This is a genomic window from Mesorhizobium sp. M0715 (genome assembly GCF_040320355.1).
In the GTDB taxonomy this organism is placed as follows: Bacteria; Pseudomonadota; Alphaproteobacteria; order Rhizobiales; family Rhizobiaceae; genus Mesorhizobium.
Genome location: NZ_JAMYPL010000033.1, coordinates 1 through 23,722, shown reverse-complemented (window position 1 = coordinate 23,722; position 23,722 = coordinate 1). Strand labels below are relative to the sequence as shown.

The window sequence follows — 23,722 nt, the reverse complement described above, 5'->3', positions numbered from 1 at the left end:
ATGCGGAGGCCAAGACCTTGGTCCGACGCCGATGACATCCACGCTTCTGGAAGAGGAAGAAAATGGCCGGCGCCCCCTCGGTGGGGGCCGTTGGGTGGTGAGGACGCCGGCCAAGCGGACATTCAGGTCCGCCGCACCGTGGAGATGATCGATTCGCGGAGGCCGGGTTATGGCGTGATCGCGGAAGGCAATGTGGGAGGTCGGTTTGTCGGGCGGCGAGTGACCTACGCCGCCTGCGCCATCCGCTCCGAGCTCATGCGGTAGGAGATCGCTTCGGCCAGGTGGATTCGGCCGACGGTTTCGCTGGCGTCGAGATCGGCGAGTGTCCGTGCCACCTTCAGCACGCGGTGATAGGCGCGCGCCGAAAAGGCGAGCTTTTCGCTGGCGTCCTTGAGCAGCGACAGGCCGGCGGCGTCCGGCATGGCGATCTCCTCGATGACCGAGGGCGCGCAATGCGCGTTGGTGGTGGCGCGGGTGGCGCCGAGCCGCTCGAAACGTTCGCGCTGGATGGTGCGGGCGCGTGCCACACGCAGCGCCACATCGGCACTTTTCTCCGCCCGGTCGGGCCGGATCAAGTCGCTGGCCGACACCGCGGGCACTTCGATCCTGAGATCGATGCGGTCGAGCAGCGGACCCGAAATGCGCGCCTGATAGTCGGTGCGGCAACGCTCGCCGCGCAGGCAGCGATAGCCCGGCTCGCCGGCCATGCCGCAACGGCACGGGTTCATCGCCGCCACCAATTGGATACGCGCCGGATAGGTGACGCGATGGTTGGCCCGCGCGATCATGCAGTCGCCGGTCTCCAGCGGCTGGCGCAGCGCATCGAGCGTCTGCGGCGTGAACTCGGGAAACTCGTCGAGGAACAGCACGCCGTGGTGGGCAAGCGACACCTCACCCGGCCGTGCGCGGATGCCGCCGCCGACCATCGCCGCCATCGAGGCCGAATGATGCGGGGCACGGAACGGCCGCCGGTCGGTCAGCTTGCCTTCGCCGAGCTCTCCCGCCACCGAGGCGATCATCGAGACTTCGAGCAATTCCTTCGGCGCCAGCGGCGGCAGGATCGACGGCAGCCGCTGCGCCAGCATCGATTTGCCGGATCCAGGCGGTCCGATCATAAGCAGATTATGACCGCCGGCCGCCGCCACCTCCAGCGCCCGCTTGGCGGTCTCCTGGCCCTTGATGTCGGCGAGGTCAGGCAGATCCAGCGCCGCGGCGTGCATACCGGCCTCGGGGCGCGACAGCACCTGCGTGCCACGAAAATGATTGGCGATGGCAATCAGGCTGCGCGGTGCCAGAATGTCGATATCCTTTCCAGCCCAGGCCGCTTCCGGCCCGCATGCGAACGGGCAGATCAGGCCCTTGCCCTCGGCATTGGCGGCGATCGCCGCCGGCAAGGAGCCGGCGACCGCGGCAATCGTGCCGTCGAGTGACAATTCTCCAAGCACGACATAGCCGGCCAGCATGTCGCCCGGAATGGCGCCCAGCGCGGCCATTAGGCCGAGTGCGATCGGCAGGTCGTAGTGGCTGCCTTCCTTCGGCAGGTCGGCCGGCGCCAGATTGACAGTCACCTTCTTCGACGGCATCGACAGGCCGGAAGCATGCAGTGCGGCCTGCACCCGCTCGCGGCTTTCGGCCACCGCCTTGTCGCCCAGGCCGACGATGTGCATGTTGACCTTGCCGGGCGCGATCATCACCTGCACGTCGACCGGCACGGCCTCGATGCCCTGGAAAGCGACCGTGCGAACCCGCGCCACCATTTTTTGTACCCCCGGACAGTAGTTCGCCCATGCCCTGGCGATCAGGGTGTGAGCGAAGTCAAAGAAGACAACCACAGATTTCGGAGTTAAGCAAGAACATTACGAGAACATATAGCTTCACCACGGTGAGGAATTCTGCCGGCAAGGAGCGCCGTCCATAAGCTAGGCTTTGATCGGAAGCTTGAGCGCCCGCTCCGTCAAAGGCTCGCTGGCATCAAAGATGACATACCCGAGCATAGATGGCTAGAATTTGTCGAACAGGCGCTCCACCTTGCGGGCGAACATTTCCCTCTGGTCATCAGAGATGTTTTCGACGGAATATCTCGTCAGGTAGAGGTGCCTCACGTTGCGGCCGCACATAGTCTTGAGACCGCGCAGCAGCACCTTCCTTCCCGGGTTTTGCATGTACAGTTCAGTATACCACCACGGCGACCCGCATGTGGTAACAACGCCCATCCGCCGGATGTTCAACAGCGCCGGCTTGATCACGCCACCGTCTGCCGGCAACTCGTAAGCCACCCCCGGTCGCCAAACTCGATCAAAATAACCCTTCAAGATTGCGGGCATGCCTGACCACCATGTCGGAAAGCAGAAAACGCATGCCTCCGCCCATCTCAACGCGTCGATGTAAACCTGCAAGTCGCTGGGTGCCTGGGCAGGGTCAAAGTGGCCATGTCTTTCTTCGGCATGCATCACAGGATCGAACTTCATCTGATGGAGATCGAAATCAACGACCTCGTCACCCCTGGCTTTGAGGGTCTGAACGACCCGTTTGTGGAGCGCCGCCTGGTAACTGTCGGCTAGTGGATGCGCGTAGACGACATTGATTTTCATGGCGCGGGCCTTCAGGCTTCGAATTACACGCACATATTAGCCGTCGCGCAACCAAGTGGAAACAGCAAGGTCAGTGGCGGGGAGGGAAGCCCATCGCCGGTGTCGATCCGCAGCGGGCTTATACAATCGCCTGATCAAATGAGGAACATTACAAGAATATGCAGCCGCGCCGGTCGCGGCTGGGTTGTGGCCGGTTGCAGAAACCGGAACATGGTTAAGACAAAGTGAAAACGGTTACATCCGCCGCTTGCCCTCGACCGCGTCCCAGAACAGGCTGGCGATGTCGGCGCCGCCGAAGCGCTTGACCTCGCGCACGCCGGTCGGCGAGGTCACGTTGATCTCGGTCATGTAGTCGCCGATGACGTCGATGCCGACCAGGATGAAGCCGCGCTCCTTCAGTGATGGACCGATGCGGGCGCAGATCTCGCGTTCGCGCGCCGTCAGTTCGGTCTTTTCGGCGCGGCCGCCGACATGCATGTTGGAGCGGGAATCATGCTCGGCCGGCACCCGGTTGATGGCGCCGACCGGCTCGCCGTCGATCAGGATGATGCGCTTGTCGCCCTTGCGCACGTCCTTGAGATAGCGCTGCACGATATAGGGTTCGCGGAACATCTGGCCGAACATTTCCAGCAGCGAGGCAAGGTTGCGGTCGGCCTCCAGCATGTGGAAGATACCGGCGCCGCCATTGCCGTACAGCGGCTTGATGATGATGTCGCCGAACTCCTTGCGGAAGGCGGCAACTTCGAGTGGATCCTTGGTGATCAGCGTGTCCGGCATCAGGTCGGCAAATTCGGTGACGAAGATCTTTTCGGGGCTGTTGCGCACCCAGGCCGGGTCGTTGACCACGAGCGTTTTCGGATGGATGCGCTCCAGGATGTGCGTGGTGGTGATGTAGTTCATGTCGAAGGGTGGATCCTGGCGCAGCAGCACGACATCCATCTCCGACAGATCGGTGCGCACCTTCTCGCCCAGCGAATAGTGGCTGCCCTTCTCGTCGCGCACCTGCATTTCCTCGATGCGGGCAAACACCTTGCCGTCGCGCAACGACAGCCGATCCGGCGTGTAGTGGAACAGCTCATGGCCACGCCGCTGCGCTTCCAGCGACAGCGCGAATGAGGTGTCGCCGGCGATCGACACGGTGGAGATGTGGTCCATCTGGACGGCGATTTTCAGCTTCATGGCGGGTCTCCGGCGGCTCGGATGGACGACTGTCTTGCCTGTACAGGCTCACTGCCCGTCTGCCAATCGCGACATTCCTAGGATTGGCATCCGACACCCGAATGCGCTGCTTTCATCGATCCTTCGAAACAGTCGCGGTTGCCCGTGGAAAATCGATCTCGCGATACGTTTCCTAAAGGGTTTGCTGCCAGTCTGAAAATAAATTCCGACGTCAGAAAACAGGGACACCGATGCAAACTTCGTTTGGCACCGGTCAGGCAAACAGGGAGAGCACGGATCTGGCATTCACCGATCCGTTGACCGGGCTTGGCAACCATCGCCGCTTCTTCGACAAGGTCGATCGGCTGATCGCCGATCGTGCCGACGATCCCGCGCCCTTTACCGTCGGCATTCTCGACCTCGACGGCTTCAAGCCGATCAACGATCTGTTCGGCCACAAGGCCGGCGATGACATCCTGATCCAGGTCGCGATGCGGCTGCGCGCCTCGATGGACGGCCATTCCACGGTCTGCCGCATCGGCGCCGACGAATTCGCCTTTCTCTATCCCCTGGTGTTCAGCGAGGATGCAGCGGCCGAAAAGTCCCGCATGCTGATCGAGATCCTGTCGGCGCCCTATGATGTCGGCGAACGCACCGCCAGGCTTTCGGCCTCGGTCGGCTGCTCGCTGTTCTATTCGGGCGACGAGACCACCGAGATCCTCATCAACAAGGCCGAGACGGCGCTCTATCACGCCAAGCGTTCCGGCCGTGGCCGCGTCGTCGTCTACACCCGTGAGATGGAAGAAGCGGCCAAGCGCGTCACCCGCATCGAACAGGCGCTGCGCCGGGCTGTCTCGGCCGGCGAGGTGGAGCCGCATTTCCAGCCCATCGTCGACCTCAACACGCGCCGCACCATCGGCTTCGAGACGCTGGCGCGCTGGACGGATCGCGACCTGGGTTCCGTGCCGCCGACCGTCTTCATTCCCATCGCCGAGGAGCGTGGCATCATCGGCCCGTTGTCGCAGCTGGTGCTGCGCAAGGCGACCGAGGCCGCCAGAAGCTGGCCGAAGGATCTGTTCCTGTCCTTCAACCTGTCGCCCTCGCAGCTCGTCGACCAGAACACCGGCCTGCACATACTGGCGATCCTCGATCGCACCGGCTTCGATCCGCGGCGGCTGGAGATCGAGATAACCGAGACTGGCCTGATGAACGACCCGGCCTCGGCTGCGCAGATCGTCGAGGATCTGCGCCGCGTCGGCATCCGCGTCTCGCTCGACGATTTCGGCACCGGCCAGTCATCGCTCGGCCGCTTGCGCGAATTCCATTTCGACAAGCTCAAGATCGACCGCGCCTTCGTCTCCTCCATTCTCGACGACCGTCCCTCGGAGCACATCATCCGGGCTATTCTCGCAATGTGCGAGGGGCTCGGCATGGACGTCGTCGCCGAAGGCATCGAGCAGGAAGCGCAGGCCGACCGCCTCGTCCAGTTCGGCTGTGCCGGCGGGCAAGGCTATCTGTTCGGCAAGCCCGTCGATGCCGACGCCACGCTCGGCTATCTCCGTGATTCCTTCCGCGGCGCCCTGCGCGCCAAGGCGATCTGACCGGCGATCTCGAAGCGGTTTGCGATCCTGGTGACTTCACCTCGGGTGTCCAGCGCGGCGTATTGTCGTTTTGTCTGACATAAGCCCTGAAATCCGGCGGTTCGCCCTTGCCCGCGCGCCTTGCGTGGCTAGGATGCGCGCCGATCACGCTGGGAGACAGGAACGATGATGCCATCGGCGCATTTTGCCGACCTCGAAGGAGCCTCGGTGCTGATCACCGGCGGCGGCTCCGGAATAGGTGCTGCACTGACCGAGGGGTTTGTGCGCCAGGGCGCCAATGTCGCCTTCATCGACATCGCCGACGGCCCAAGCACGGCCCTCGCCGACCGCATCGAGAAGGCGTTCGGCAAGCGGCCGCTCTATCTCAAGACCGATTTGCGCGACGTCGAGGCTCTGCGTGCGTCCGCCGCGAAGGCCGCCGAGGCGCATGGCGATGTCACCGTGCTGGTCAACAATGCCGCCTGGGATGAACGCCACGCCGTCGAGGATGTGACGGTCGAGTTCTGGGACAACAACCAAGCCATCAATCTGCGGCCGCATTTCTTCACCGCGCAAGCGGTGGCGCCGGGCATGAAGCGGGCCGGCGGCGGTTCGATCATCAACTTCACCTCGACATCCTATCTCATCAACCACCCTGACATGCCATCCTACACGGCCGCCAAGGCCGGTATCCTCGGCCTGACCAAGGGGCTGGCCGGCAAGCTCGGTGTCGACGGCATCCGCGTCAACGCCATTGCGCCTGGCTGGGTGATCACCGAGCGGCAGAAGGAGCTCTGGGTGACCGAACAGGGGCTTGCCGCCCATGTCGCCAAGCAATGTATCAAGCAGGTGATGCAGCCCGACGACATCGTCGGCACCGTGCTGTTCCTCGCTTCGGACGCGTCGCGCATGCTGACCGCGCAGATGCTGGTCGTCGATGGAGGTTTCCTGTGAGCCAAGGGTTTGCCGGCAACGCACCGGCGGTCGCCGCCGTCGACTGGGGCACGACCCGCATGCGGGTCTGGCTGATCGACGGGCAAGGCAAGGTGCTTGCCGAACGCCGTGGCGATGATGGCCTGATCACGGCGCAGCAGAAGGGCTTTTCGACCATTCTCGAAGGACATCTGGCAGCCATGGGAGCGCCGCAAGCGTTGCCCGTCATCATCTGCGGCATGGCCGGATCCCGCCAGGGCTGGCTCGAAGCGCCCTATGTCACCGTGCCGGCGCCGCTTAGCGCCATCCTTGCTGGTGCTGCCAGCGTGCCCGGCCAGAGCCGCGACATCCGCATCGTTCCGGGCCTTGCCCAGCGGCTGGCCGATGCGCCCGACGTCATGCGCGGCGAGGAAACCCAGCTTGCCGGCGCCGGCCTGCCGCCCAAGGGGCGCCAGCTGGTCTGCATGCCCGGCACCCATTCGAAATGGGTGCTGGTCGAGGACGGTACTGTCACCGGCTTCGGCACCTGGCCGACCGGCGAGCTGTTTTCGGTGCTTGCCGCGCATTCGATCCTGCGCCATTCGCTCGGCGAGCAACCCAAGCCGGTCACATCGGACAATCCGTTCTTCCGCCGCTGGTGCGAAACCGCATTGGCCGATGGTGGCGATGTCACCTCGCGGCTGTTTTCCATCCGCGCCGCCGGCCTGCTGCAGGATTTGAAAGCCGACGATGCCGCCGCCTGCCTGTCCGGCCTTCTGATCGGCGGCGAGATCGCCTCCGCCAGCCGCCGGCATGGCGCCGGCGCCGAACCCGTGGTGCTGATTGCGTCCGGCGCGCTGGAAACGCTGTACAGCGAGGCACTTGGCCTTGCCGGCCTCGAGGTTCGGGCCGTCGACGCCGACGAGGCTGTGCGTGCAGGTCTCGTCGAGGCGGCGCGTGAGAACGGCATGATCGCTAGAATTGGAGCAGCCCGATGAGCCAGACCGCACCGTTTCCAAAACTCAAGCGCGGGCTGGTCGCCATCCTTCGCGGGCTCAAGCCCACCGAGGCGATGGCCATGGGCCAGGCGCTGTTCGACGCCGGCATCGAGGCGATCGAAGTGCCGCTGAACTCACCGCAACCGTTCTCGTCGATCGCCCGCATCGTCCAAGTGCTGCCGAAAACGGCGCTGGTCGGCGCCGGCACAGTGCTGACGCCAGCCGATGTCGATGGTCTGCACAAGGCGGGCGGGCGGCTGCTGGTCAGTCCCAACATCGATGCCGAGGTCATGGCGCGCGCCATGCATTACGGCATGGTGACGATGCCCGGCGTGTTCACGCCGACCGAAGCCTTGCTGGCGATCAAGCTCGGCGCCTCAGCCCTGAAATTTTTCCCGGCGAGCGTGCTGGGTGCCGGCGGCATTTCAGCGATGCGCGCTGTGTTGCCGGCGCAGACGCTGGTCGGTGCCGTCGGCGGCGTCTCCGAAAAAGATTTTGCCGGCTACAAGGCGGCCGGCGTTACCGCCTTTGGACTGGGATCCAGCCTGTTCAAGCCGGGCATGAGCGTCGACGAGGTGGCCGCGCGGGCCGAGGCGGCGGTGACAGCCTGGGATGCGGCGTTCGGAGAAGCAGGATGAGCGAAGCGATCGTTTCGGTTTTTTCCGACCACGTCTGCCAGCTCGGCGAAGGGCCGAGCTACGATCCCGCCACCGATACGCTGTATTGGTTCGACATCGTCAACAGCCAGCTCCTGGAAAAGCGGCTGTCCGGCGGCGCGACCACCGTCCATGAGCTTGGCCAGATGGCGAGCGCCATCGCCGTCATCGACGACAAGCGCCAGCTTATCGCCGCCGAGACCGGCCTTTATGTGCGCGACGTCGCGACCGGCAAACTGACGCTGCACACGCCTGTCGAGGCCGGCAATCCGGTTACGCGCTCCAACGATTCCCGGGTCCACCCCTGCGGCGCCTTGTGGATGGGCACCATGGGCAAGGGCGAGGAAAAGGGTGCGGGTTCGATCTACTGGTTTTTCAGAGGCGAACTGCGCCGGCTGTTTTCGGACATCACCGTCTCCAATTCGATCTGTTTTACCGAGGATGGCGCAATCGCCTACTACACCGACACCTCGACCGGGCTGCTGATGCGCGTCGCCTGCGACCCGGCGACCGGCCTGCCTGCCGGTGAGCCAAAGCTGTTCGTCGATCACCGCTCGGCCAAGGGCTATATTGACGGATCCGTGCTCGACCGCGACGGCATCCTGTGGAACGCCGTCTGGGGCGGCAGCGTCATCGAAGCCTACGGACCCGACGGCAAGCTCGTCCGCACGGTCGCCATGCCGGTGACGCAACCGTCCTGCCCGGCCTTTGTCGGCGCCAAGGCCGACCGGCTGGCGGTCACCTCCGCCTGGTCGGGCAAGGATGAGAAGCAGCGTCTGCTGGATCTGCAGGGCGGCATGACCTTTCTGCTCGACATTCCCGTCAACGGCCGCTTCGAGCCGCGCGTGCTGATCGCCTGAGCGAACTGGATTCTGCGGTTGGACGGTGCGTTGTCACGCAACCGCCCGCGCCATGTCGGTTTCACGAGAGCCTGACGCCTTGACCATGCGATGGTAGGCAATCCTACTGCCGGGGATCGTCATCTCATGCCCAGCCGCAAGCCGAAACTGATCCTCGTCCATGAGCCGGAAAAGGCCTGCCTGGACCGTCTGGTCGCCGACGGTCATGCACCGCAGCGCGCCGGCGAAATCGCGTCCTATCTGGCGCAGTCGACCGACCTCGCCCCCGAATTCGACGTGCTTGGCCGTGCCTGCCAGGCACGCGGCCTGTCGTTCAGGCCGGTGGCGCTGGACGAGGCCACCGGCGTGCTCGCCGGCGAGCATCCCAGCACAACGCTGGTCTGGACGCTGACCGACGGCATCGCCTATTTTCGCGGCGGCGCGGCGCCCGCTCTGGCGCGATTGGGCGGTTTCAAGACGATCGGCGCAGATGATGCGCTGTTCGCGCTCTGCCAGGACAAGTTCCGCTCCGGCGCCGTGCTCGGCGCACTCGGCCTGCCGGTGCCGCAGGCCGGGCTTGCGCGCGACGGCCAATGGCTGGTCGAGCCGCCGGCCTCGCCCGCCGGCTGGTTCGTCAAGCCCAACCGGCTCGGCGCCAAGATCGGCATCTGGCCGGATTCGCGCTGTTGCGATCTCGCCCACGCTTTGGAACTCAGCCGGCGCGTCTTTTCGGCCTATCGCGACGATGTCGTCGTCCAGCCCTATGTCGCCGGCCGCAACGTGCGCGCCAGTTTCCTCGGCCTGGTGCCAGGCGCCGGGGTCGAAGCGCTTGGCGTGGCTTTTGTCGATTCAGGCGCCGATTTCCAGACCATGGCGGACAGCCTGGCGCTCTACGGCGACACCGGCGAGGCAGCGAAGGCGGAGGGACATTACGCCGAACCGGAGCTCGTTGCGGTTGCCGACAGCCAGCCGGCCGCCGACGCCACGATACGTGCGATCGCCGGGCGGCTGATGAGCGGGCTCGGCCTGCGCGATGTGTTTTCCATCGATCTCAGGGTCGAGGCCGACGACACCGTCCACCTCATCGAGTTCGAGGTTTGCCCCGGCCTGCCCTGCTTCGATTTTCGCGCCTATTGCCGCCAGCAATGGGGCCTCGATCTGGCCGACGCCATGGCCGAAACTGCGGCCAGCCGGCTGACCGGTGTCGACCGATAGCTGTGCGCCTTGTGTCGGCGGGCTAACCAGCAGACGCTACCCGCCAGGCATTCGCTCGGCCGCCTGCAAGGACGGATCCATCTTGTCCCAGGCATGGCCGTGGCTCGTGTAGGTCACCATCTGCGGGCTGAACTGTTCCGGATCGTCGAGGCTGGCCGCGTGGACCGCTATGAATTCCGGCATGGCGACGGATATCAAAAAGACCGGCGTTCCGCAGGTTGGACAGAAGGTGTGGATTTTTTCATTGCCGCTGGCGCCCGCCACGCGCCAGGTGCTCACCTCCCCGGTAATTGCCATATCGGTGCGCTGGCCGAAGGTCAGGTAGGATCCGTGGCCGGTGCCTGAGCGCTTCTGGCAATCGCTGCACTGGCAGTGGTTCTGGAAGATCGGCTCGTCATTGGTTTCGTAACGGATCGCGCCGCATGCGCAGCCGCCGGTATAGCGTTTGGTCATCGTTATTCTCCCGCGGCGATCAGGGCTGATTTCGGCTTGGCGAAAATGTCGATGCCGCTGCCGGTTTCGAGGAAGGATTTCATGCTCGACAGCACCGCCGGCCAGCCCTGGCTGACGCCTTTCGCCATGCCGCTACCGGCTTCGAGTTCGTCATGGCTGACGGTCAGCCGCACCATGGTGTCGTATTCCTCGATGGCGAACGTCACCCGGCTCGTTTTTGACGGATCGTCGGCCTGCGAAGCGTTCGCCCAGGTGATGACGAGGCGGGTCGGCGGCGAAACCTCGACGACATTGCCGACGAGTTCGACGGTCCGTTCGTCATTGGCGCGGATATGCTCCCATTTCGAGCCCGGCGTCCATTCGGAGACGTTCTCGTGACCCCAGTAGCGCTTTGCGACATCGGGCTTGATTATGGCCTCGAACACCTTCTGCGGCGTCGAGCGGATATAGGTCACGTAGACAAAGCTGGTCGTTTCCCTGGTCATTGGTCTTCTCCTTCGAGTTCTTGCTTCAGGTCGTGCAGCAGGCTGAGCCGCTGCCGTTCGAATTTCCGTACCCAGCGCTCGTAGACTTCGTGCAAGGGCACGGGATTGATGAAATGCAGCTTTTCGCGGCCGCGCTTGACCGTGCTCACCAGATTGGCCGCCTCCAGCAGATCGAGGTGCTGGGTGGCGGATTGCCTGGCCATGTCCAGGTTTTCGCAAAGCTGACCGAGCGTCTGCCCGTTCTGCTCGCACAGAAGGTCAAGCAGCCTTCTGCGTGTCGGGTCGCCCAGCGCTTTGAAAACCTTGTCGGCGTCCATCTGCCTCACTCTGTTGTAAGGCATAATATGCAGGTAAATACCTGCATGTCAACCTACAGTTCGCCCCGCATCGCAAGACTGGATGCGGCTATTCGGACTCGGACGTTGATTGCGCGATGGGCCGCCCCGGCCATGTACCTGATGTCGGAGCCCTGCTTAGCGGCGCCAAACTGCGGACGTAAACCTGCAGGATTTCGTCTGAAGTCCTGCTACTAGCGCTGCAGCAGGGATTTGACAGGATGCCTATCGACGGCCGAGATTTCATCGTTCGTTGGTGGACCATCCTAAGCGTTCGAGATTGGCCGAAGCCTCCCAACTTCGTCATCCTAGGGCGAAGCAGGAGCGAAGCTCCGTCGCGGAGACTCTGGGATCCATGCCGCGACCTTGGCCGAAGAATGCAGCGGAGCAGAATTCTACACCGCTGCAACGCTTTGAAGTCGCGGCATGGATCCTCGGGTCTGCGCTGCGTCGCTACGCTCCTTGCTTCGCCCGTGGATGACGAAGGCGCTGGGCGTTTGCGGCAATCGCCAAGGTATGCCGTCCGTCACACCCGCGATTCGTCAAAACTGCTCGAGGCGGATTTTAGGCGCCCTCGACCAGAACGATCTCGCCGTCGGCGACCTTCTGACGGATGGCGACGGCGCGCTGGTATTCCGGCGAATGGTAGCAATCATGCGCGGCGGCGAGCGATTCGAACTCTATGATGACATTGCGTGCCCGGCCGGGGCCTTCGGCCTTTTCATGCTCTCCGCCGCGCGCCAGGAACTTCGCGCCGAAGCGCTCGAAGGCAGGCTTGGCGGCGGCGACGTAGTCCTTGTAGCCTTCCGCGTCGCGCACATCGACACGGGCGATCCAGTATCCCTTGGGCATTTTCTTGGTCTCCGAACTTGTTCTTGGAAATCTCAGGCCGAGCGCATCTCGTCGAGGATGGCTTCGGCCGCTTCCCGTTTGTTGGCCGCAGCAATGATAGGCCTGCCGACGACGAGATGGCTGGCGCCGTTGCGGATCGCCTGGCCCGGCGTCACCACGCGCTTCTGGTCGCCATGATCGCTGCCCGCCGGCCGGATGCCGGGCGTCACCACCGCCATGTCGGGGCCGACGATGCGGCGCACCGCTTCGGCTTCCGCGGCCGAGCAGACGATGCCCCCCATGCCGGCATGCAGCGCCTGTTCCGAGCGCCGCAGCACCAGCGTATGCGGGTCGTACTCATAGCCGACGTCGATCATGTCCTGCTCGTCCATCGAGGTCAGCACGCTGACCGCAAGCAGGCAAAGATCGCTGCCTCTGGCCGCCTCTACGGCGGCCTGCATAGCCTTCGGATAGGCGTGGATGGTCAGCATGGTCATGCCCATCTTGACGATGTTCTCGACGCCCTTGGCCACCGTGTGGTCGATGTCGAGCAGCTTCATGTCGAGGAAAACCTTGGTGCCGCCGCTGGCCAGTTCCCTGGCGAAATCGAGCCCGCCGGCGAAGGCAAGCTGGTAGCCGATCTTGTAGAAGGAGACGACGCCGTCGAGTTCGCGCACCGCCTGCTCGGCCTCCCTCACGGTCGGGACATCGAGGCCGACTATCAGTCTTTCCTGCATGGATCGTGCCTGTATGGATTGTGCCTGCATCGTCGTTGCGATCACGCCTCGATCCGGGTGGACAGCATGCGCGAGGTTTCGATCAGGGTGCGGCATAGGTGCTCCATCGATTTGTGCAGTCTTTCGTCACGGAAGTTTCCATCCTCGTCGAAGGCGCCGCCGCCGTCGGGCACCGAGCATTCCGGCGTCACCACCTCCATCTGGCAGCGCACCAGCACCGCGCGCAGATGGTTGATGCAGCGGATGCCGGCAAAGTGCCCGCTGGAGGACGAACAGAGGCCGGCGACCTTGCCGGCCAGCGGCCTCACCGGCCGGCCGCCATCCCTGCGCACCCGGCTCACCCAGTCGATCGTGTTCTTGAGCAGCGGCGGAATGGAGCCGTTATATTCGGGCGTGGCGATCAGCAGCCCGTCATGGGCGATCACCAGACGGCCAAGTTTCTGGGCGTTTTCAGGAACGCCTTTTTCCTTTTCCAAATCCTCGTCCATGATCGGCAGGGGGTAGTCGGCAAGCGAGATGCGGGTCACCTCGGCGCCCTGCATGGCGAGTTCCTTCTGCGCCACGTCGGCGGTCCTGCCGCTATAGGCGCCGCTGCGAACCGAGCCGGCGAAGACGAGGATTTTCGGGATCACTGCCATTGGCCACCCTTGTTCCCGGACAGGTACAGCCAAGGATCGAGCAAATCAACGCCAACTTCGTCATCCTTGGGCGAAGCAGGAGCGAAGCTCCGTCGTGGAGACCCTGGAATCCATTCCGTGACAGCTATCCAGGAGTGCAGCGGAACAGAATTCTGCGCCGTAGCGGCGCTCGGAAGTCGCGGCATGGATCCTCGGGTCTGCGCTGCGTCGCTGCGCTCCTTGCTCCGCCCGTGGATGACGAAGCGAGGGACGTTCCCGCCATCGCCAAGGTATGCGGTGAGCACTGGCGATCCGCGAACAACCCTGCGCCGAGAAATTAATGCGCTTCGCGGCGGTAGATCCACAGCTGGGTCGGCGGGATGTTGCGGAGGATGAAATCGAAATGCTTGACCGTATAATTGCCACGGCCGGCCGGGATCGGCGACATCGGGCCGTAGGTCAGCTGCACGATCGGCCGTCCGGCCGGGATGCGGTCGAGCAGGCTTTCGATATAGGCAATGCGCTGGGCGACCGGGAAGTTGAGCAGCGGCACGCCGGAAACGACGGAATCGAAGATCATCCCGCTCTTGTCGCCAAGCGTGGCGTTGAGGTTGAAGGCGTCGCCCTCGATGACGTTGACGCCGGGATAGAGTCGCCGCAGGTGACGGACGAAATCCGTGGAATACTCGACTGCGTAGAGGTTCTCGGGCCGCACGCCCTGGGCCAGGATGGCGCGGGTGATGACGCCGGTACCGGGACCGACCTCGAGCACCGGCAGGCCGGATTTAGGATTGACGATCGAGGCCATCTTGCGCGCGGTGACCGAACTGGTCGGCACGATCGAACCAACCGCCTTCGGCTTGTCGATCCAGCCCTTGAAGAATTTGAGTTCGTCGTCGAACTTTTCGACAAGCGCCTTCCGCAGTCCAGGGCCACGTGTCATGCAAGCTCTCCTCAGCGCTCCCCGCAAGTTACTTAGCACCTGAGCGGTGCTAGGCAAGGCGCGGCCGGACGCATGTCGTGGATAAGATAATTTTCGTCGCGTCTCAAGGGGTGACGAGATTCAAGGATTTACGCGTTGCAAATCGGCTTAGGCGGGCCAAAGTGCATCAACGTTCGCCGAACGACTCGAAGAAATCCTTCATGCGGGCGAAAAAGCCGCTCGATTGTGGCGAATTGTCCTGCGAGGAGAGCTGTTCGAACTCCTCCAGCAGTTCGCGCTGGCGGCGGGTGAGGTTCTGCGGCGTCTCGACCGCGGTCTGGATGTAGAGGTCGCCGATATTGGGCTGGCGCAGCACAGGCATGCCCTTGCCCTTGAGGCGGAACTGGCGCCCGTTCTGCGTGCCTTCGGTCACCTTGACCTTGGTCTGCGTCCCGTCCAGCGTCGTCACCTCGAAGGAGCCGCCAAGGGCGGCTGTGGTCATCGAGATCGGCACCTTGCAATACAGGTCGGCGCCGTCGCGTTGGAAGAACTCGTGCGGTTTGACCGCCAGGAAAATATAGAGATCGCCCGATGGCCCGCCGCGCAGGCCGGCTTCGCCCTCATTGGCAAGACGGATGCGGGTGCCGTCCTCGATGCCGGCCGGGATGTTGACCGACAGCGAACGCTCCTCGGTGACGCGGCCCTGGCCGGCGCATTTCGGGCACGGATCCTTGATCGTCTGGCCGCGCCCCTGGCATTGCGGGCAGGTCCGCTCGATCGAAAAGAACCCTTGCGTGGCGCGCACCTTGCCGTGGCCGTTGCACATCGAGCAGGTGACAGGCTGGGTGCCGGGCTTGGCGCCGCTGCCCGAACATTCGGAGCAGGAGATCGACGCCGGCACCCGGATCTGCGCGGTCTTGCCGGCAAAAGCCTCTTCCAGGGTGATTTCCATGTTATAACGCAGGTCGGCGCCGCGCTCGCGGCCGCCCGACGAGCGGCGCTGGCGCCCGCCCATCATGTCGCCGAAAATGTCCTCGAAGATATCGGCGAAACCGCCGGCGCCGAAACCTTGCGCGCCGCCATTCATTCCGCCCTGTTCGAAGGCGGCGTGGCCGAAGCGGTCATAGGCCGCGCGCTTCTGCGGGTCCTTCAGCGTCTCGTAGGCTTCGTTGATTTCCTTGAACTTGTGCTCGCAGGAATGATCGCCGGGGTTGCGGTCGGGATGGAACTGCATCGCGAGCTTGCGAAAAGCGCTCTTGAGCTCCTTCTCGTCGGCGCCTTTTTGGACGCCCAGCGTCTCGTAGAAATCAGCTTTCATTTTTTCCCGCTGTCCGGATGCTCAACGTCTTGAAGCATTGTTGCGTCTCTTGCCGGCACTGACGCTTCGATTTAGGTGCGATGGAAGGGCGATGCCAGTGTCGACGCGGCCTTGCCTGCATTTTTTCAGCAAGGCCCGCTGTTTTTCTGCAAGGGGTTGCAAAAAAGCCCGGCCTTCGCCGGGCTTTTCGCTTTATCTTGCCGTCAAACGGTTCAGGCCGACTTCTTCTTGTCGTCGTCCTCGTCGATTTCCTCGAAATCGGCGTCCACAACGTCACTGTCCTTGGCGGCGTCCGCCTTGGCGTCGGCTTCCGCCGCTTCCTTCTGCGAAGCCTCGTACATGGCCTGGCCAAGCTTCATCGAAGCCTCGGCAAGCGCCTGGCTCTTGGCTTCGATGTCGGCCGGGTCGTCGCCTTCGGTCGCGGTCTTAAGCGCCGCGATCGCGTCGGAGATCGCCGTGCGCTCGCCTTCCGAAACCTTGTCGCCATATTCCTTCAGCGACTTCTCCGAGGAATGCAGCAGCGCTTCGGCCTGGTTGCGGGCCTCGACCAGCGCACGCCGCTTCTTGTCGGTCTCGGCATTGGCCTCGGCGTCCTTGACCATCTTCTCGATGTCGGCGTCCGAAAGACCGCCCGATGCCTGGATGCGGATCTGGTGCTCCTTGCCGGTGCCCTTGTCCTTGGCCGAAACGTTGACGATGCCGTTGGCGTCGATATCGAAGGTGACCTCGATCTGCGGCACGCCGCGCGGCGCCGGCGGAATGCCGACCAGGTCGAACTGGCCGAGCGCCTTGTTGTCGGCGGCCATTTCACGCTCACCCTGGAAAACCCGGATGGTCACGGCCGACTGTGAGTCCTCGGCCGTCGAGAACACCTGGCTCTTCTTGGTCGGGATCGTCGTGTTGCGCTCGATCAGGCGGGTGAACACGCCACCCAGCGTCTCGATGCCGAGCGACAGCGGCGTCACGTCGAGCAACAGCACGTCCTTGACGTCGCCCTGCAGCACGCCGGCCTGGATGGCGGCGCCGAGAGCAACGACTTCATCCGGATTGACGCCCTTGTGCGGCTCCTTGCCGAAGAACTGCTTCACGATCTCCTGGATCTTGGGCATGCGGGTCATGCCGCCGACCAGGACGACTTCGTCGATCTCGCCGGCCTTCAGGCCGGCATCCTTGAGCGCCGCCTTGCAAGGGGCAATCGTGCGCTGGACCAGGTCGTCGACCAGCTGCTCGAACTTGGCGCGCGTCAGCTTCAGCGTCAGGTGCTTCGGCCCGGTCGCGTCGGCGGTGATGAAGGGCAGGTTGATCTCGGTCTGGGTGGTCGACGACAGCTCGATCTTGGCCTTTTCAGCCGCCTCCTTGAGGCGCTGCAGGGCAAGCTTGTCGTTCTTCAGGTCGATACCCTGTTCCTTCTTGAACTCGGCCGCCAGGTATTCGACCAGGCGCATGTCGAAATCCTCGCCGCCGAGGAAGGTGTCGCCATTGGTCGACTTGACCTCGAACACGCCGTCGCCGATTTCGAGCACCGAAATATCGAACGTGCCGCCGCCAAGGTCATAGACGGCAATGGTCTTGCCTTCCTTCTTGTCGAGGCCATAGGCAAGCGCTGCCGCGGTCGGCTCGTTGATGATGCGCAGCACTTCAAGGCCGGCGATCTTGCCGGCGTCCTTGGTCGCCTGGCGCTGGGCGTCGTTGAAATAGGCTGGAACGGTGATGACCGCCTTCTCGACCTTTTCGCCGAGATAGGCTTCCGCCGTCTCCTTCATCTTCTGCAGGATCATGGCCGAGATCTGCGAGGGCGACTGCTTCCTGCCGCCGGCCTCGACCCAGGCATCGCCATTGTCGCCCTTGACGATCTTGTAGGGGACAAGCTTCTTGTCCTTCTCCGTCACCGGATCGTCATAGCGGCGGCCGATCAGGCGCTTGACCGCGAAGATGGTGTTTTCAGGATTGGTGACCGCCTGGCGCTTGGCCGGCTGGCCGACCAGACGTTCGTCGTCGCCCGAGATGGCGACGATGGAAGGCGTCGTGCGCGCGCCTTCCGCATTCTCGATTACCTTCGGCTCCTTGCCATCCATGATGGCGATGCAGGAGTTGGTGGTGCCGAGATCGATACCGATTACTTTTGCCATTTTTCTAGTCTCTCCGCTAAGCAGGCTCTCAGGACCCGTACAGGCGTTCCGACGAAAGCCCCTGTTCACAAGAAATCCCGTTCCGGCAACCGGCATTCCGGCGCCGAACGGCTTGGCGCGTATATAAGAACAGGCGGCATCGCGCGCAAGCATTCTGCGCAAGGCTTCCATGAACCTTTCCACTTCCGCCCGCGACTGATCTCCAGGTGCCGCATGGTGCGGCCCGGAAAGGAAGCCCCCCATGACCAATAACCCAGAGGCTCTGCGGTCTCCGGGAACAACAGGAGCTCGGCGCGACCACCGCCTTCGGGACGAGGTCGATGCGCTGGGCTTTCCGCTGATTCCGTTGACCCTGCGTAAGAGCAGGCGTATCGTGATTTTGAGGAAAGCAGACAATTCGATCAGGGAAGAACGAGCCGGACCGCCGCGCCTTGCCCTGATTTGCGCGGCCAGACCCGACGTTCTCCCGTCGACTACGGGGGGTAGTGTCATGTCTCGCATCCGCGGCTCGTTCGTGTCGTCTCTTGATGGCGGCTTGCGCCGCGCTGTGCATCCAGGCGGGTTGCTGGCGCTGGCACTCGGCCTGTGGCTGGGCGCCGCCCAGGCGCAGGAAACCCGGATCATCTATCCCGGTTCGATGGCGGTGACCGGGTTTTCCGGCACCGTCATTCCCAATTTCGACCCCCCTGATTCCGAAAAAGGGGGCCTGCCGCCCGGCGTCGATCCGGTCGACGAAACCTTCATCGACACCACGCGCGCCACCTTGCGCGTGTTCGACGTCTCGCATCTGGGCGGCCCGGCCTCCGGGCAACTGGTCAACACCCCGCCGCCCCTCGAGGTGACGGCGGAGCAGATCGGCCAGGTGTTCGGCGTCACCTATGATGACGGCGTGCGCGACGGCGTTCCATCGGGCATTCCCAATCTCTATGCCGGCGCCACCTCGCTGCACGGCATCCGTATCGTCACCCTTGACGCCGATGATGACGGCCGCCCCGAGCGGCAACGCCGCGGCGCGGCCGGCGCCACCTTCATGGACGGCCAGTTCGGCACCGAAAACGGTGGCGGGCCGGGCACCATCTGGAAAATCGACGGCATCACCGGCCAGGTCTCCAAGTTTGCCGACATCGACACCAACAGCGGTCCCGGTATCGGCAATCTCACCTTCGACGCCGCTCATCGCCAGTTCTTCGCTTCCGATCTCGACACCGGCCTGATCCATCGCATCGATGCCACCGGTACGCTGATCGACAGCTTCGACCACGGCGTTGCCGGGCGCCCGGCGCATGGGCTAGCTCCGATCGCCGACGATGGTTCGGTGATGGACATACAGGGTGCGGCTTTCGACAGCGAAGACCCCGACAGCTGGGGCTACACGCAGGACGAGCGCCGCATCTGGGCCGTCTCCTATCATGGCGGCCGGCTTTATTATTCGGTCGGTGAAAAGTCTGAAATCTGGTCGGTGGGCATTGCCCGCAACGGCAGTTTTGCCGGCGACCCGCGTTGGGAACTGACGGTCAAGGCCGACAAGGACTACGCCGTCACCGACATCGCCTTCGACAACAGCGGCTTCATGTACCTGGCCCAGCGCGGCCCGGTCGAGAACCGCTACGATTACAGCCAGTTCGCCGATTCCGGCAAGGGCGAGGTCATCCGCTACTTCAGAGAGAACCCGGACGATCCGGAAACGGAATCGGTCTGGGTCGAAGTGCCGCAGGAATATGCGGTCGGCTTCCCGCAGGGCAACCGGCAGTCGGCCGGCGGTCTCGACCTGCAGTATGGCTATGATTCCGACGGCACTCTCGACACATCGGTCTGCACGCAGACGCTGGTCAACACCGGCGACAAATTGCGCGACAATCCGGCTCTCGCCGAACAGCTCGCCGCCGGCGGGCCGCTCGCCGTGCACGGCGTGCAGATCACGCCGAAAGAGCTGGTCAAGCCGGCCAATGTGCCGCCCTTCGGCTCCTGGTTCGTCGACTTCGACGGCTATTTCGAAGACCCGGAGGTCGAGGGTCATGTCGGCGACGTTGCCGTCTGGCATCCTTGCGAGGGCCGCGCCGGCTATTATGAAGAAATCCCGGGCGGCTACCTGCCCCCCTTCTACCCGCCGGACTTCCCACCGCCCGGCAATCTGCCTCCGTGCATCCATGTCGAGGATATCAGGTATTACTGTACGCCTCGCGGCCTCCAGGCCGATCTCTATCTCCATGACCGTGCCGGCTTCGGCGGCGATTCGATAAAGGCCCAACCTTCGAATGAGACAAAGTCCAGGACGCCAGGCGTCGGGGTGACATCATCCCAGTCGCATGCGCCCGGCCAGCCTTACACGATCGACATTACTGGCCACTATCCGGGCGACAGAGTGGATGTTGGACTTTGCTTCTACAGGAAGTCCGACAAGGACAAGGGTGGCTACTACCCTTGCTGCAAGATGATCTTGCCGCTCCGAACCCCAGCCGTCAGCTGCGAACGTTGAGGAGGGGAAGATGAAAAATCTCGCACTCTCCCCATTCGCAACCAACACTCAAGAAACCATCGTGGAGACGATCATGAAACCCCTGTCATACGCCAGGCGCGGCGCGCGCTGGCTGATGGCGGCCGGTATCGCGGTCGCCATGCTAACCCCGGTGCAAGGCTTTGCGGAAGGCGCTGCCCCGATCACCCCGGAGCTGAAGCTCGATCTCGACAGTTCGCGCGTCATCACTCCGAGGCCCGACCGGGTCGTGCCCTTCTTCACCAAGAAAGGCACTCAACGAGGCTGCGACTACGTCGTCTATTCGCTGAGCTTCGGCCTGCGCGGCGATCCGCAGGGCCTTGCCGACCCGAGCCTTGAGGCCAGGCTGAAGAAGGTCCGGGTCGACTTCAAGGACCAGCTTCCGCACGGCCTTGAGATCGTCAACGTCAATGTGTCCGGCGACGGCACGGATTCATCCGGCGGACCACTGCCGGGCGCGACGATCAGCACCTCGGCGGGTCCCAACGATACCGCTGTTGTTTCAGACTTCCGCATCTCCACTTCCGATCTCGACGGCGCCGGCGCTCCCAACGAGCGCGTCATCAACTTCAAGATCACGGCCAAGATCGATCATGCGGCATTTCCCGCGCCGACGATCGTCGACAACCAGGGGATGATCAAGGTGACCGCCGGACCGGGCACCGGGACCATCATCCCGTCGCAGGATCCGAGCAAGCCCGACGACGGCGATTTCAAGACCGGCGTGAAGACCTCGATCAAGATCGACGTCACCAAGTGCAACCCACCGCCGCCACCTCCCGGCAAGGAATGCTTCAAGGTGGAACGCGGCACGGTCGATTGCGTGCCCGGCGGCGGTGCCTTCATCTACCACATGCCGGTCGGCCCGGAGATGGGCGGCAAATGGGTGCAGGTTTCGACGACCACATCAGGCATCACCATCATCCCCGACACGCAACTGGTGCCGGCGGGCGGCGGTGTGCTCAACTGGAAGATCGTCGGCGCATCGCCCGGCGACGTCATCCACCTCATCGTCACCGGCATCGAAACCTATGCCGGTCCGAAGGAAGGCTGGGGCCTGTGCTGCACGCAGACCATCGACATCGTCATCCCGCGTGACCAGAGGTGCCCGCCCAAGGACAAGGAGCCCGACCTCAAGGTTGAGAAACGCGCCGACGTGACGCGTTGCACGATGGGCGGCGGCTGCGACTTCACCATCAGGGTCACCAATGTCGGCACCAGTGCCTACCACGGCAAGATCGTGCTCGACGAGGTGACGCTGCCGGCCGGCTCGACACTCGATTCAGGGCCCAATCCGCCCTGGGTCTGCGTACCCGGCACCACCCCTATGATTTGCACCCATCCGGTGACCACGCTCAATCCGGGGGCCTCCGTCGACCTCAAGCTCGGCTTCAAGCCGGCCGGAGGCTGGCAAGGCAGCGTCTTGCGCAACTGCGCCACCTATAATTACGGCGCCAGCGGCAAGCCACTGTTCGGCAGCCAGTCGAACGACCGCGGCTGTGCCTCGATCCCGGTCTGCCGGCGTGGCGACCGTGACCGCGACTGCCGGCCGCCGGTCGAAAAGAAGGTCGACCTGATCCTGAAGAAGCGTGCCCGTATCCCGGTCTGCACGGCCGACGGCATCTGCTACTTCGTGATCGACATCATCAACAACGGCAGCGCCACCTACAATGGACCGCTGACGGTCATCGACAATTATCCCGGCGGCGCGCCAGCCTCCTCGACCTTCGGCCCGAGCCCGCCATGGACCTGCGCACCAACCGGCCCCGGGCTGTTCCGCTGCGACAATGCGGGCATCTCGCTGCCTCCGGGCGGCTCGACGCCGATCGTCGTCAAGGCGGTCATGCCGGCCGGCTACCAGTCGGACACTGTCGAGAATTGCGCGACGGTGAAGCCCATCCCCGGTGAAAACGATCTCACCAACAACAAGGCCTGCGCAAAGGAACGCTTCCGTCATCCCAATGGCGGCAAGCCGACCTTGCGCATCACCAAGGTGTGCAACGGCTCGCTCGCCGGCGCTGCGGTCATCTCTTGCCGCATCACCGTCATCAGCCTTGGCACCGCTGCCCCCACCGGCCCGGTGCGGGTCAACGATGCCGCCACGCTGGTTGCCGGCGGCGCGCCTGTCCAGATCCAGATCGTCACCCCTGACGGTGCGGAATGGGCGTGTGGACCGGTTCCGGCCAACGCGCTGTCGTGCCAGATTCCCGGTGCCGTCATGGTACCTGGAACCAGCCGCCACTTCGACGTGACGGTCTCGGCCAATGGCGCGTTCGAGAACTGCGCGCGCGGTTCGTATGGTCCGGCGCCGGGCGACGACGTCGTCTATCCCTTTGGCCAGGCCTGCGCCAAGGGCGGCGGTTCTTCGACCATCCGTGTCGAAAAGACCGGCGACCGCGAATGCAGGCTCGGCCAACCCTGCTCGTTCGAGATCACCATTACCAATGACGGAGCGACCGCCTTCTCCGGGCCGGTCCGCATCGGCGATGCGATCGGCGTGGAGGGTCTCGGTAGGCTCGAAGGCGTTGAGATCACGTCGATCGATCCGCCCTTCGGCTGCTCGCCGGAACCGGCAACCTTGCCACTGTCCTGCATTGCCAATTTGTCGCTCGGCGCCGGCGAAAGCCGGGTGCACCATGTCACCGTGGTCATTCCCGACGACGGTCGCCTGGCCAATCTGCAGGGCAATGTCAGCGGCCAGAACTGCGTCGGCGTGCTCTCTCCCGACACACGGGTGCAAGGCGGTGGCGACGTGCTTGGCGGCGATCAGGCCAATGTGCAGGGCGATCGCGGCAAGGCCTATGCCTGCCATCCCTTCACCATTAGCCAGGAGACGAAGAAGGAATGCTCGCAAGGCTTCGTCATGAACGATGCCGGCCGCTGCGTTTGCCCGGAAGGCACCACCTACCGCAACGGCCAGTGCTCGCCGGGCGGTGGTATCGTGCCGAAGCCGGAACAGCCGAAGCGCTGTGTGCTGCTCGAAGGCCAGATCCGCACCGAGGACGGACGTTGCGTCTGCCCACGCGGAACCGGGCTCGAGAACGGCAGATGTGTCAGGACCGACAAGCCCGAGCAGTGCACCATCCGTGGCCAGGTCCACAATGCGGATGGCGATTGTGTCTGCCCCAGGGGAACCGAGATCAGGGGCAATGCCTGCCGCCCGATCCAGCCAAAGCCTGAGCAGTGCACGATCCGTGGTCAGGTTCACGACGCCGATGGAGACTGCGTCTGCCCGAGAGGGACCGAGGTGCGCAATGGTGCCTGCCGCCCGATCCAGCCGAAGCCTGAGCAGTGCATCATCCGTGGTCAGATCCACGACGCGGATGGCGATTGTGCCTGCCCAAGGGGTACCGAGGTCAGAAACGGCGCCTGCCGCCCGATCCAGCCGAAGCCTGAGCAGTGCATCATCCGTGGTCAGATCCACGACGCGGATGGCGATTGTGCCTGCCCAA

General features: G+C 63.8%; 20 protein-coding genes. 8 read left to right on the top strand and 12 right to left on the bottom strand.

Features of this window, described 5'->3' with window-relative positions:
* Positions 1-224: 224 nt before the first annotated feature.
* From NKI21_RS28590 to gshB, 3 genes are all read right to left on the bottom strand, one after another.
* Entirely contained in the window at positions 225-1,757 is a 1,533-nt protein-coding gene (locus NKI21_RS28590; protein WP_127296985.1) for a YifB family Mg chelatase-like AAA ATPase, read from the bottom strand.
* A 243-nt stretch (positions 1,758-2,000) separates the two neighbouring features.
* A complete protein-coding gene (locus NKI21_RS28585; RefSeq protein WP_128305158.1) occupies positions 2,001-2,591 on the bottom strand; it encodes an NAD(P)H-dependent oxidoreductase in 591 nt (196 codons plus the stop codon).
* A 234-nt stretch (positions 2,592-2,825) separates the two neighbouring features.
* The gene (gene gshB / locus NKI21_RS28580) at positions 2,826-3,770 is read right to left on the bottom strand and encodes a glutathione synthase (RefSeq protein WP_352868575.1); all 945 of its coding nucleotides are present in this window, start codon (positions 3,768-3,770) and stop codon (positions 2,826-2,828) included.
* Positions 3,771-4,000: 230 nt separating this feature from the next.
* Here gshB and NKI21_RS28575 point away from each other — a divergent pair, with 230 nt between their 5' ends.
* The 6 genes from NKI21_RS28575 to NKI21_RS28550 all read left to right on the top strand — a co-directional run bounded on the left by NKI21_RS28575 (position 4,001) and on the right by NKI21_RS28550 (position 9,949).
* On the top strand, positions 4,001-5,350 hold the full coding sequence (locus NKI21_RS28575; RefSeq protein WP_023814197.1) for a putative bifunctional diguanylate cyclase/phosphodiesterase: 1,350 nt from the start codon (positions 4,001-4,003) through the stop codon (positions 5,348-5,350).
* A 165-nt stretch (positions 5,351-5,515) separates the two neighbouring features.
* A complete protein-coding gene (locus tag NKI21_RS28570; RefSeq protein WP_023814196.1) occupies positions 5,516-6,283 on the top strand; it encodes an SDR family NAD(P)-dependent oxidoreductase in 768 nt (255 codons plus the stop codon).
* Complete coding sequence (locus tag NKI21_RS28565; protein WP_352442624.1) at positions 6,280-7,239, top strand: 2-dehydro-3-deoxygalactonokinase; 960 nt, start codon at positions 6,280-6,282, stop codon at positions 7,237-7,239. The genes NKI21_RS28570 and NKI21_RS28565 overlap by 4 nt, the downstream gene beginning before the upstream one ends.
* Entirely contained in the window at positions 7,236-7,877 is a 642-nt protein-coding gene (locus tag NKI21_RS28560; RefSeq protein ID WP_352442623.1) for a 2-dehydro-3-deoxy-6-phosphogalactonate aldolase, read from the top strand. The genes NKI21_RS28565 and NKI21_RS28560 overlap by 4 nt, the downstream gene beginning before the upstream one ends.
* A complete protein-coding gene (locus NKI21_RS28555; protein WP_352673151.1) occupies positions 7,874-8,755 on the top strand; it encodes an SMP-30/gluconolactonase/LRE family protein in 882 nt (293 codons plus the stop codon). The genes NKI21_RS28560 and NKI21_RS28555 overlap by 4 nt, the downstream gene beginning before the upstream one ends.
* 126 nt (positions 8,756-8,881) lie before the next feature.
* Positions 8,882-9,949 carry a D-alanine--D-alanine ligase family protein gene (locus NKI21_RS28550; protein WP_128305151.1) on the top strand — a complete coding sequence of 356 codons (1,068 nt, stop codon included), beginning with the start codon at positions 8,882-8,884 and terminating at the stop codon, positions 9,947-9,949.
* 36 nt (positions 9,950-9,985) lie between these two features.
* Here NKI21_RS28550 and NKI21_RS28545 read toward each other — a convergent pair whose 3' ends face one another.
* The 9 genes from NKI21_RS28545 to dnaK all read right to left on the bottom strand — a co-directional run bounded on the left by NKI21_RS28545 (position 9,986) and on the right by dnaK (position 17,776).
* A complete protein-coding gene (locus tag NKI21_RS28545; protein WP_128305150.1) occupies positions 9,986-10,402 on the bottom strand; it encodes a GFA family protein in 417 nt (138 codons plus the stop codon).
* Between the two features lie 2 nt (positions 10,403-10,404).
* On the bottom strand, positions 10,405-10,887 hold the full coding sequence (locus NKI21_RS28540; protein WP_128305149.1) for an SRPBCC family protein: 483 nt from the start codon (positions 10,885-10,887) through the stop codon (positions 10,405-10,407).
* On the bottom strand, positions 10,884-11,204 hold the full coding sequence (locus tag NKI21_RS28535) for an ArsR/SmtB family transcription factor (RefSeq protein ID WP_056592605.1): 321 nt from the start codon (positions 11,202-11,204) through the stop codon (positions 10,884-10,886). Before NKI21_RS28535 ends, NKI21_RS28540 begins: the two co-directional genes overlap by 4 nt.
* A 582-nt stretch (positions 11,205-11,786) precedes the next feature.
* On the bottom strand, positions 11,787-12,074 hold the full coding sequence (locus NKI21_RS28530; RefSeq protein ID WP_023762651.1) for a DUF1330 domain-containing protein: 288 nt from the start codon (positions 12,072-12,074) through the stop codon (positions 11,787-11,789).
* Between the two features lie 32 nt (positions 12,075-12,106).
* Positions 12,107-12,820, bottom strand: coding sequence for an orotidine-5'-phosphate decarboxylase (gene pyrF, locus NKI21_RS28525; RefSeq protein WP_031213922.1), 714 nt, complete (start codon positions 12,818-12,820; stop codon positions 12,107-12,109).
* An 11-nt stretch (positions 12,821-12,831) separates the two neighbouring features.
* The gene (locus tag NKI21_RS28520) at positions 12,832-13,428 is read right to left on the bottom strand and encodes an NADPH-dependent FMN reductase (RefSeq protein ID WP_023814188.1); all 597 of its coding nucleotides are present in this window, start codon (positions 13,426-13,428) and stop codon (positions 12,832-12,834) included.
* Positions 13,429-13,744: 316 nt separating this feature from the next.
* Positions 13,745-14,350 carry a phospholipid N-methyltransferase PmtA gene (pmtA, locus tag NKI21_RS28515; RefSeq protein WP_128305147.1) on the bottom strand — a complete coding sequence of 202 codons (606 nt, stop codon included), beginning with the start codon at positions 14,348-14,350 and terminating at the stop codon, positions 13,745-13,747.
* A 166-nt stretch (positions 14,351-14,516) separates the two neighbouring features.
* Entirely contained in the window at positions 14,517-15,647 is a 1,131-nt protein-coding gene (gene dnaJ / locus NKI21_RS28510; RefSeq protein ID WP_023810873.1) for a molecular chaperone DnaJ, read from the bottom strand.
* Positions 15,648-15,859: 212 nt separating this feature from the next.
* Positions 15,860-17,776 (bottom strand): molecular chaperone DnaK, encoded by a 1,917-nt coding sequence (dnaK, locus tag NKI21_RS28505; RefSeq protein ID WP_023810872.1) that lies wholly within the window; start codon positions 17,774-17,776, stop codon positions 15,860-15,862.
* A gap of 490 nt (positions 17,777-18,266) precedes the next feature.
* Here dnaK and NKI21_RS28500 point away from each other — a divergent pair, with 490 nt between their 5' ends.
* Positions 18,267-20,252 carry a hypothetical protein gene (locus NKI21_RS28500; RefSeq protein WP_352611531.1) on the top strand — a complete coding sequence of 662 codons (1,986 nt, stop codon included), beginning with the start codon at positions 18,267-18,269 and terminating at the stop codon, positions 20,250-20,252.
* Positions 20,253-20,262: 10 nt separating this feature from the next.
* A partial coding sequence (locus NKI21_RS28495; RefSeq protein WP_352442619.1) for a DUF7929 domain-containing protein occupies positions 20,263-23,722 on the top strand: 3,460 nt, incomplete at its 3' end.

Coding starts and splice junctions, on each gene's coding strand:
- NKI21_RS28590 (WP_127296985.1), bottom strand. CDS start 1,757: ATGGTGGCGCGGGTTCGCACGGTCGCTTTCCAGGGCATCGAGGCCGTG.
- NKI21_RS28585 (WP_128305158.1), bottom strand. CDS start 2,591: ATGAAAATCAATGTCGTCTACGCGCATCCACTAGCCGACAGTTACCAG.
- gshB (WP_352868575.1), bottom strand. CDS start 3,770: ATGAAGCTGAAAATCGCCGTCCAGATGGACCACATCTCCACCGTGTCG.
- NKI21_RS28575 (WP_023814197.1), top strand. CDS start 4,001: ATGCAAACTTCGTTTGGCACCGGTCAGGCAAACAGGGAGAGCACGGAT.
- NKI21_RS28570 (WP_023814196.1), top strand. CDS start 5,516: ATGATGCCATCGGCGCATTTTGCCGACCTCGAAGGAGCCTCGGTGCTG.
- NKI21_RS28560 (WP_352442623.1), top strand. CDS start 7,236: ATGAGCCAGACCGCACCGTTTCCAAAACTCAAGCGCGGGCTGGTCGCC.
- NKI21_RS28555 (WP_352673151.1), top strand. CDS start 7,874: ATGAGCGAAGCGATCGTTTCGGTTTTTTCCGACCACGTCTGCCAGCTC.
- NKI21_RS28550 (WP_128305151.1), top strand. CDS start 8,882: ATGCCCAGCCGCAAGCCGAAACTGATCCTCGTCCATGAGCCGGAAAAG.
- NKI21_RS28545 (WP_128305150.1), bottom strand. CDS start 10,402: ATGACCAAACGCTATACCGGCGGCTGCGCATGCGGCGCGATCCGTTAC.
- NKI21_RS28540 (WP_128305149.1), bottom strand. CDS start 10,887: ATGACCAGGGAAACGACCAGCTTTGTCTACGTGACCTATATCCGCTCG.
- NKI21_RS28535 (WP_056592605.1), bottom strand. CDS start 11,204: ATGGACGCCGACAAGGTTTTCAAAGCGCTGGGCGACCCGACACGCAGA.
- NKI21_RS28530 (WP_023762651.1), bottom strand. CDS start 12,074: ATGCCCAAGGGATACTGGATCGCCCGTGTCGATGTGCGCGACGCGGAA.
- pyrF (WP_031213922.1), bottom strand. CDS start 12,820: ATGCAGGCACAATCCATACAGGCACGATCCATGCAGGAAAGACTGATA.
- NKI21_RS28520 (WP_023814188.1), bottom strand. CDS start 13,428: ATGGCAGTGATCCCGAAAATCCTCGTCTTCGCCGGCTCGGTTCGCAGC.
- pmtA (WP_128305147.1), bottom strand. CDS start 14,350: ATGACACGTGGCCCTGGACTGCGGAAGGCGCTTGTCGAAAAGTTCGAC.
- dnaJ (WP_023810873.1), bottom strand. CDS start 15,647: ATGAAAGCTGATTTCTACGAGACGCTGGGCGTCCAAAAAGGCGCCGAC.
- dnaK (WP_023810872.1), bottom strand. CDS start 17,776: ATGGCAAAAGTAATCGGTATCGATCTCGGCACCACCAACTCCTGCATC.
- NKI21_RS28500 (WP_352611531.1), top strand. CDS start 18,267: ATGTCTCGCATCCGCGGCTCGTTCGTGTCGTCTCTTGATGGCGGCTTG.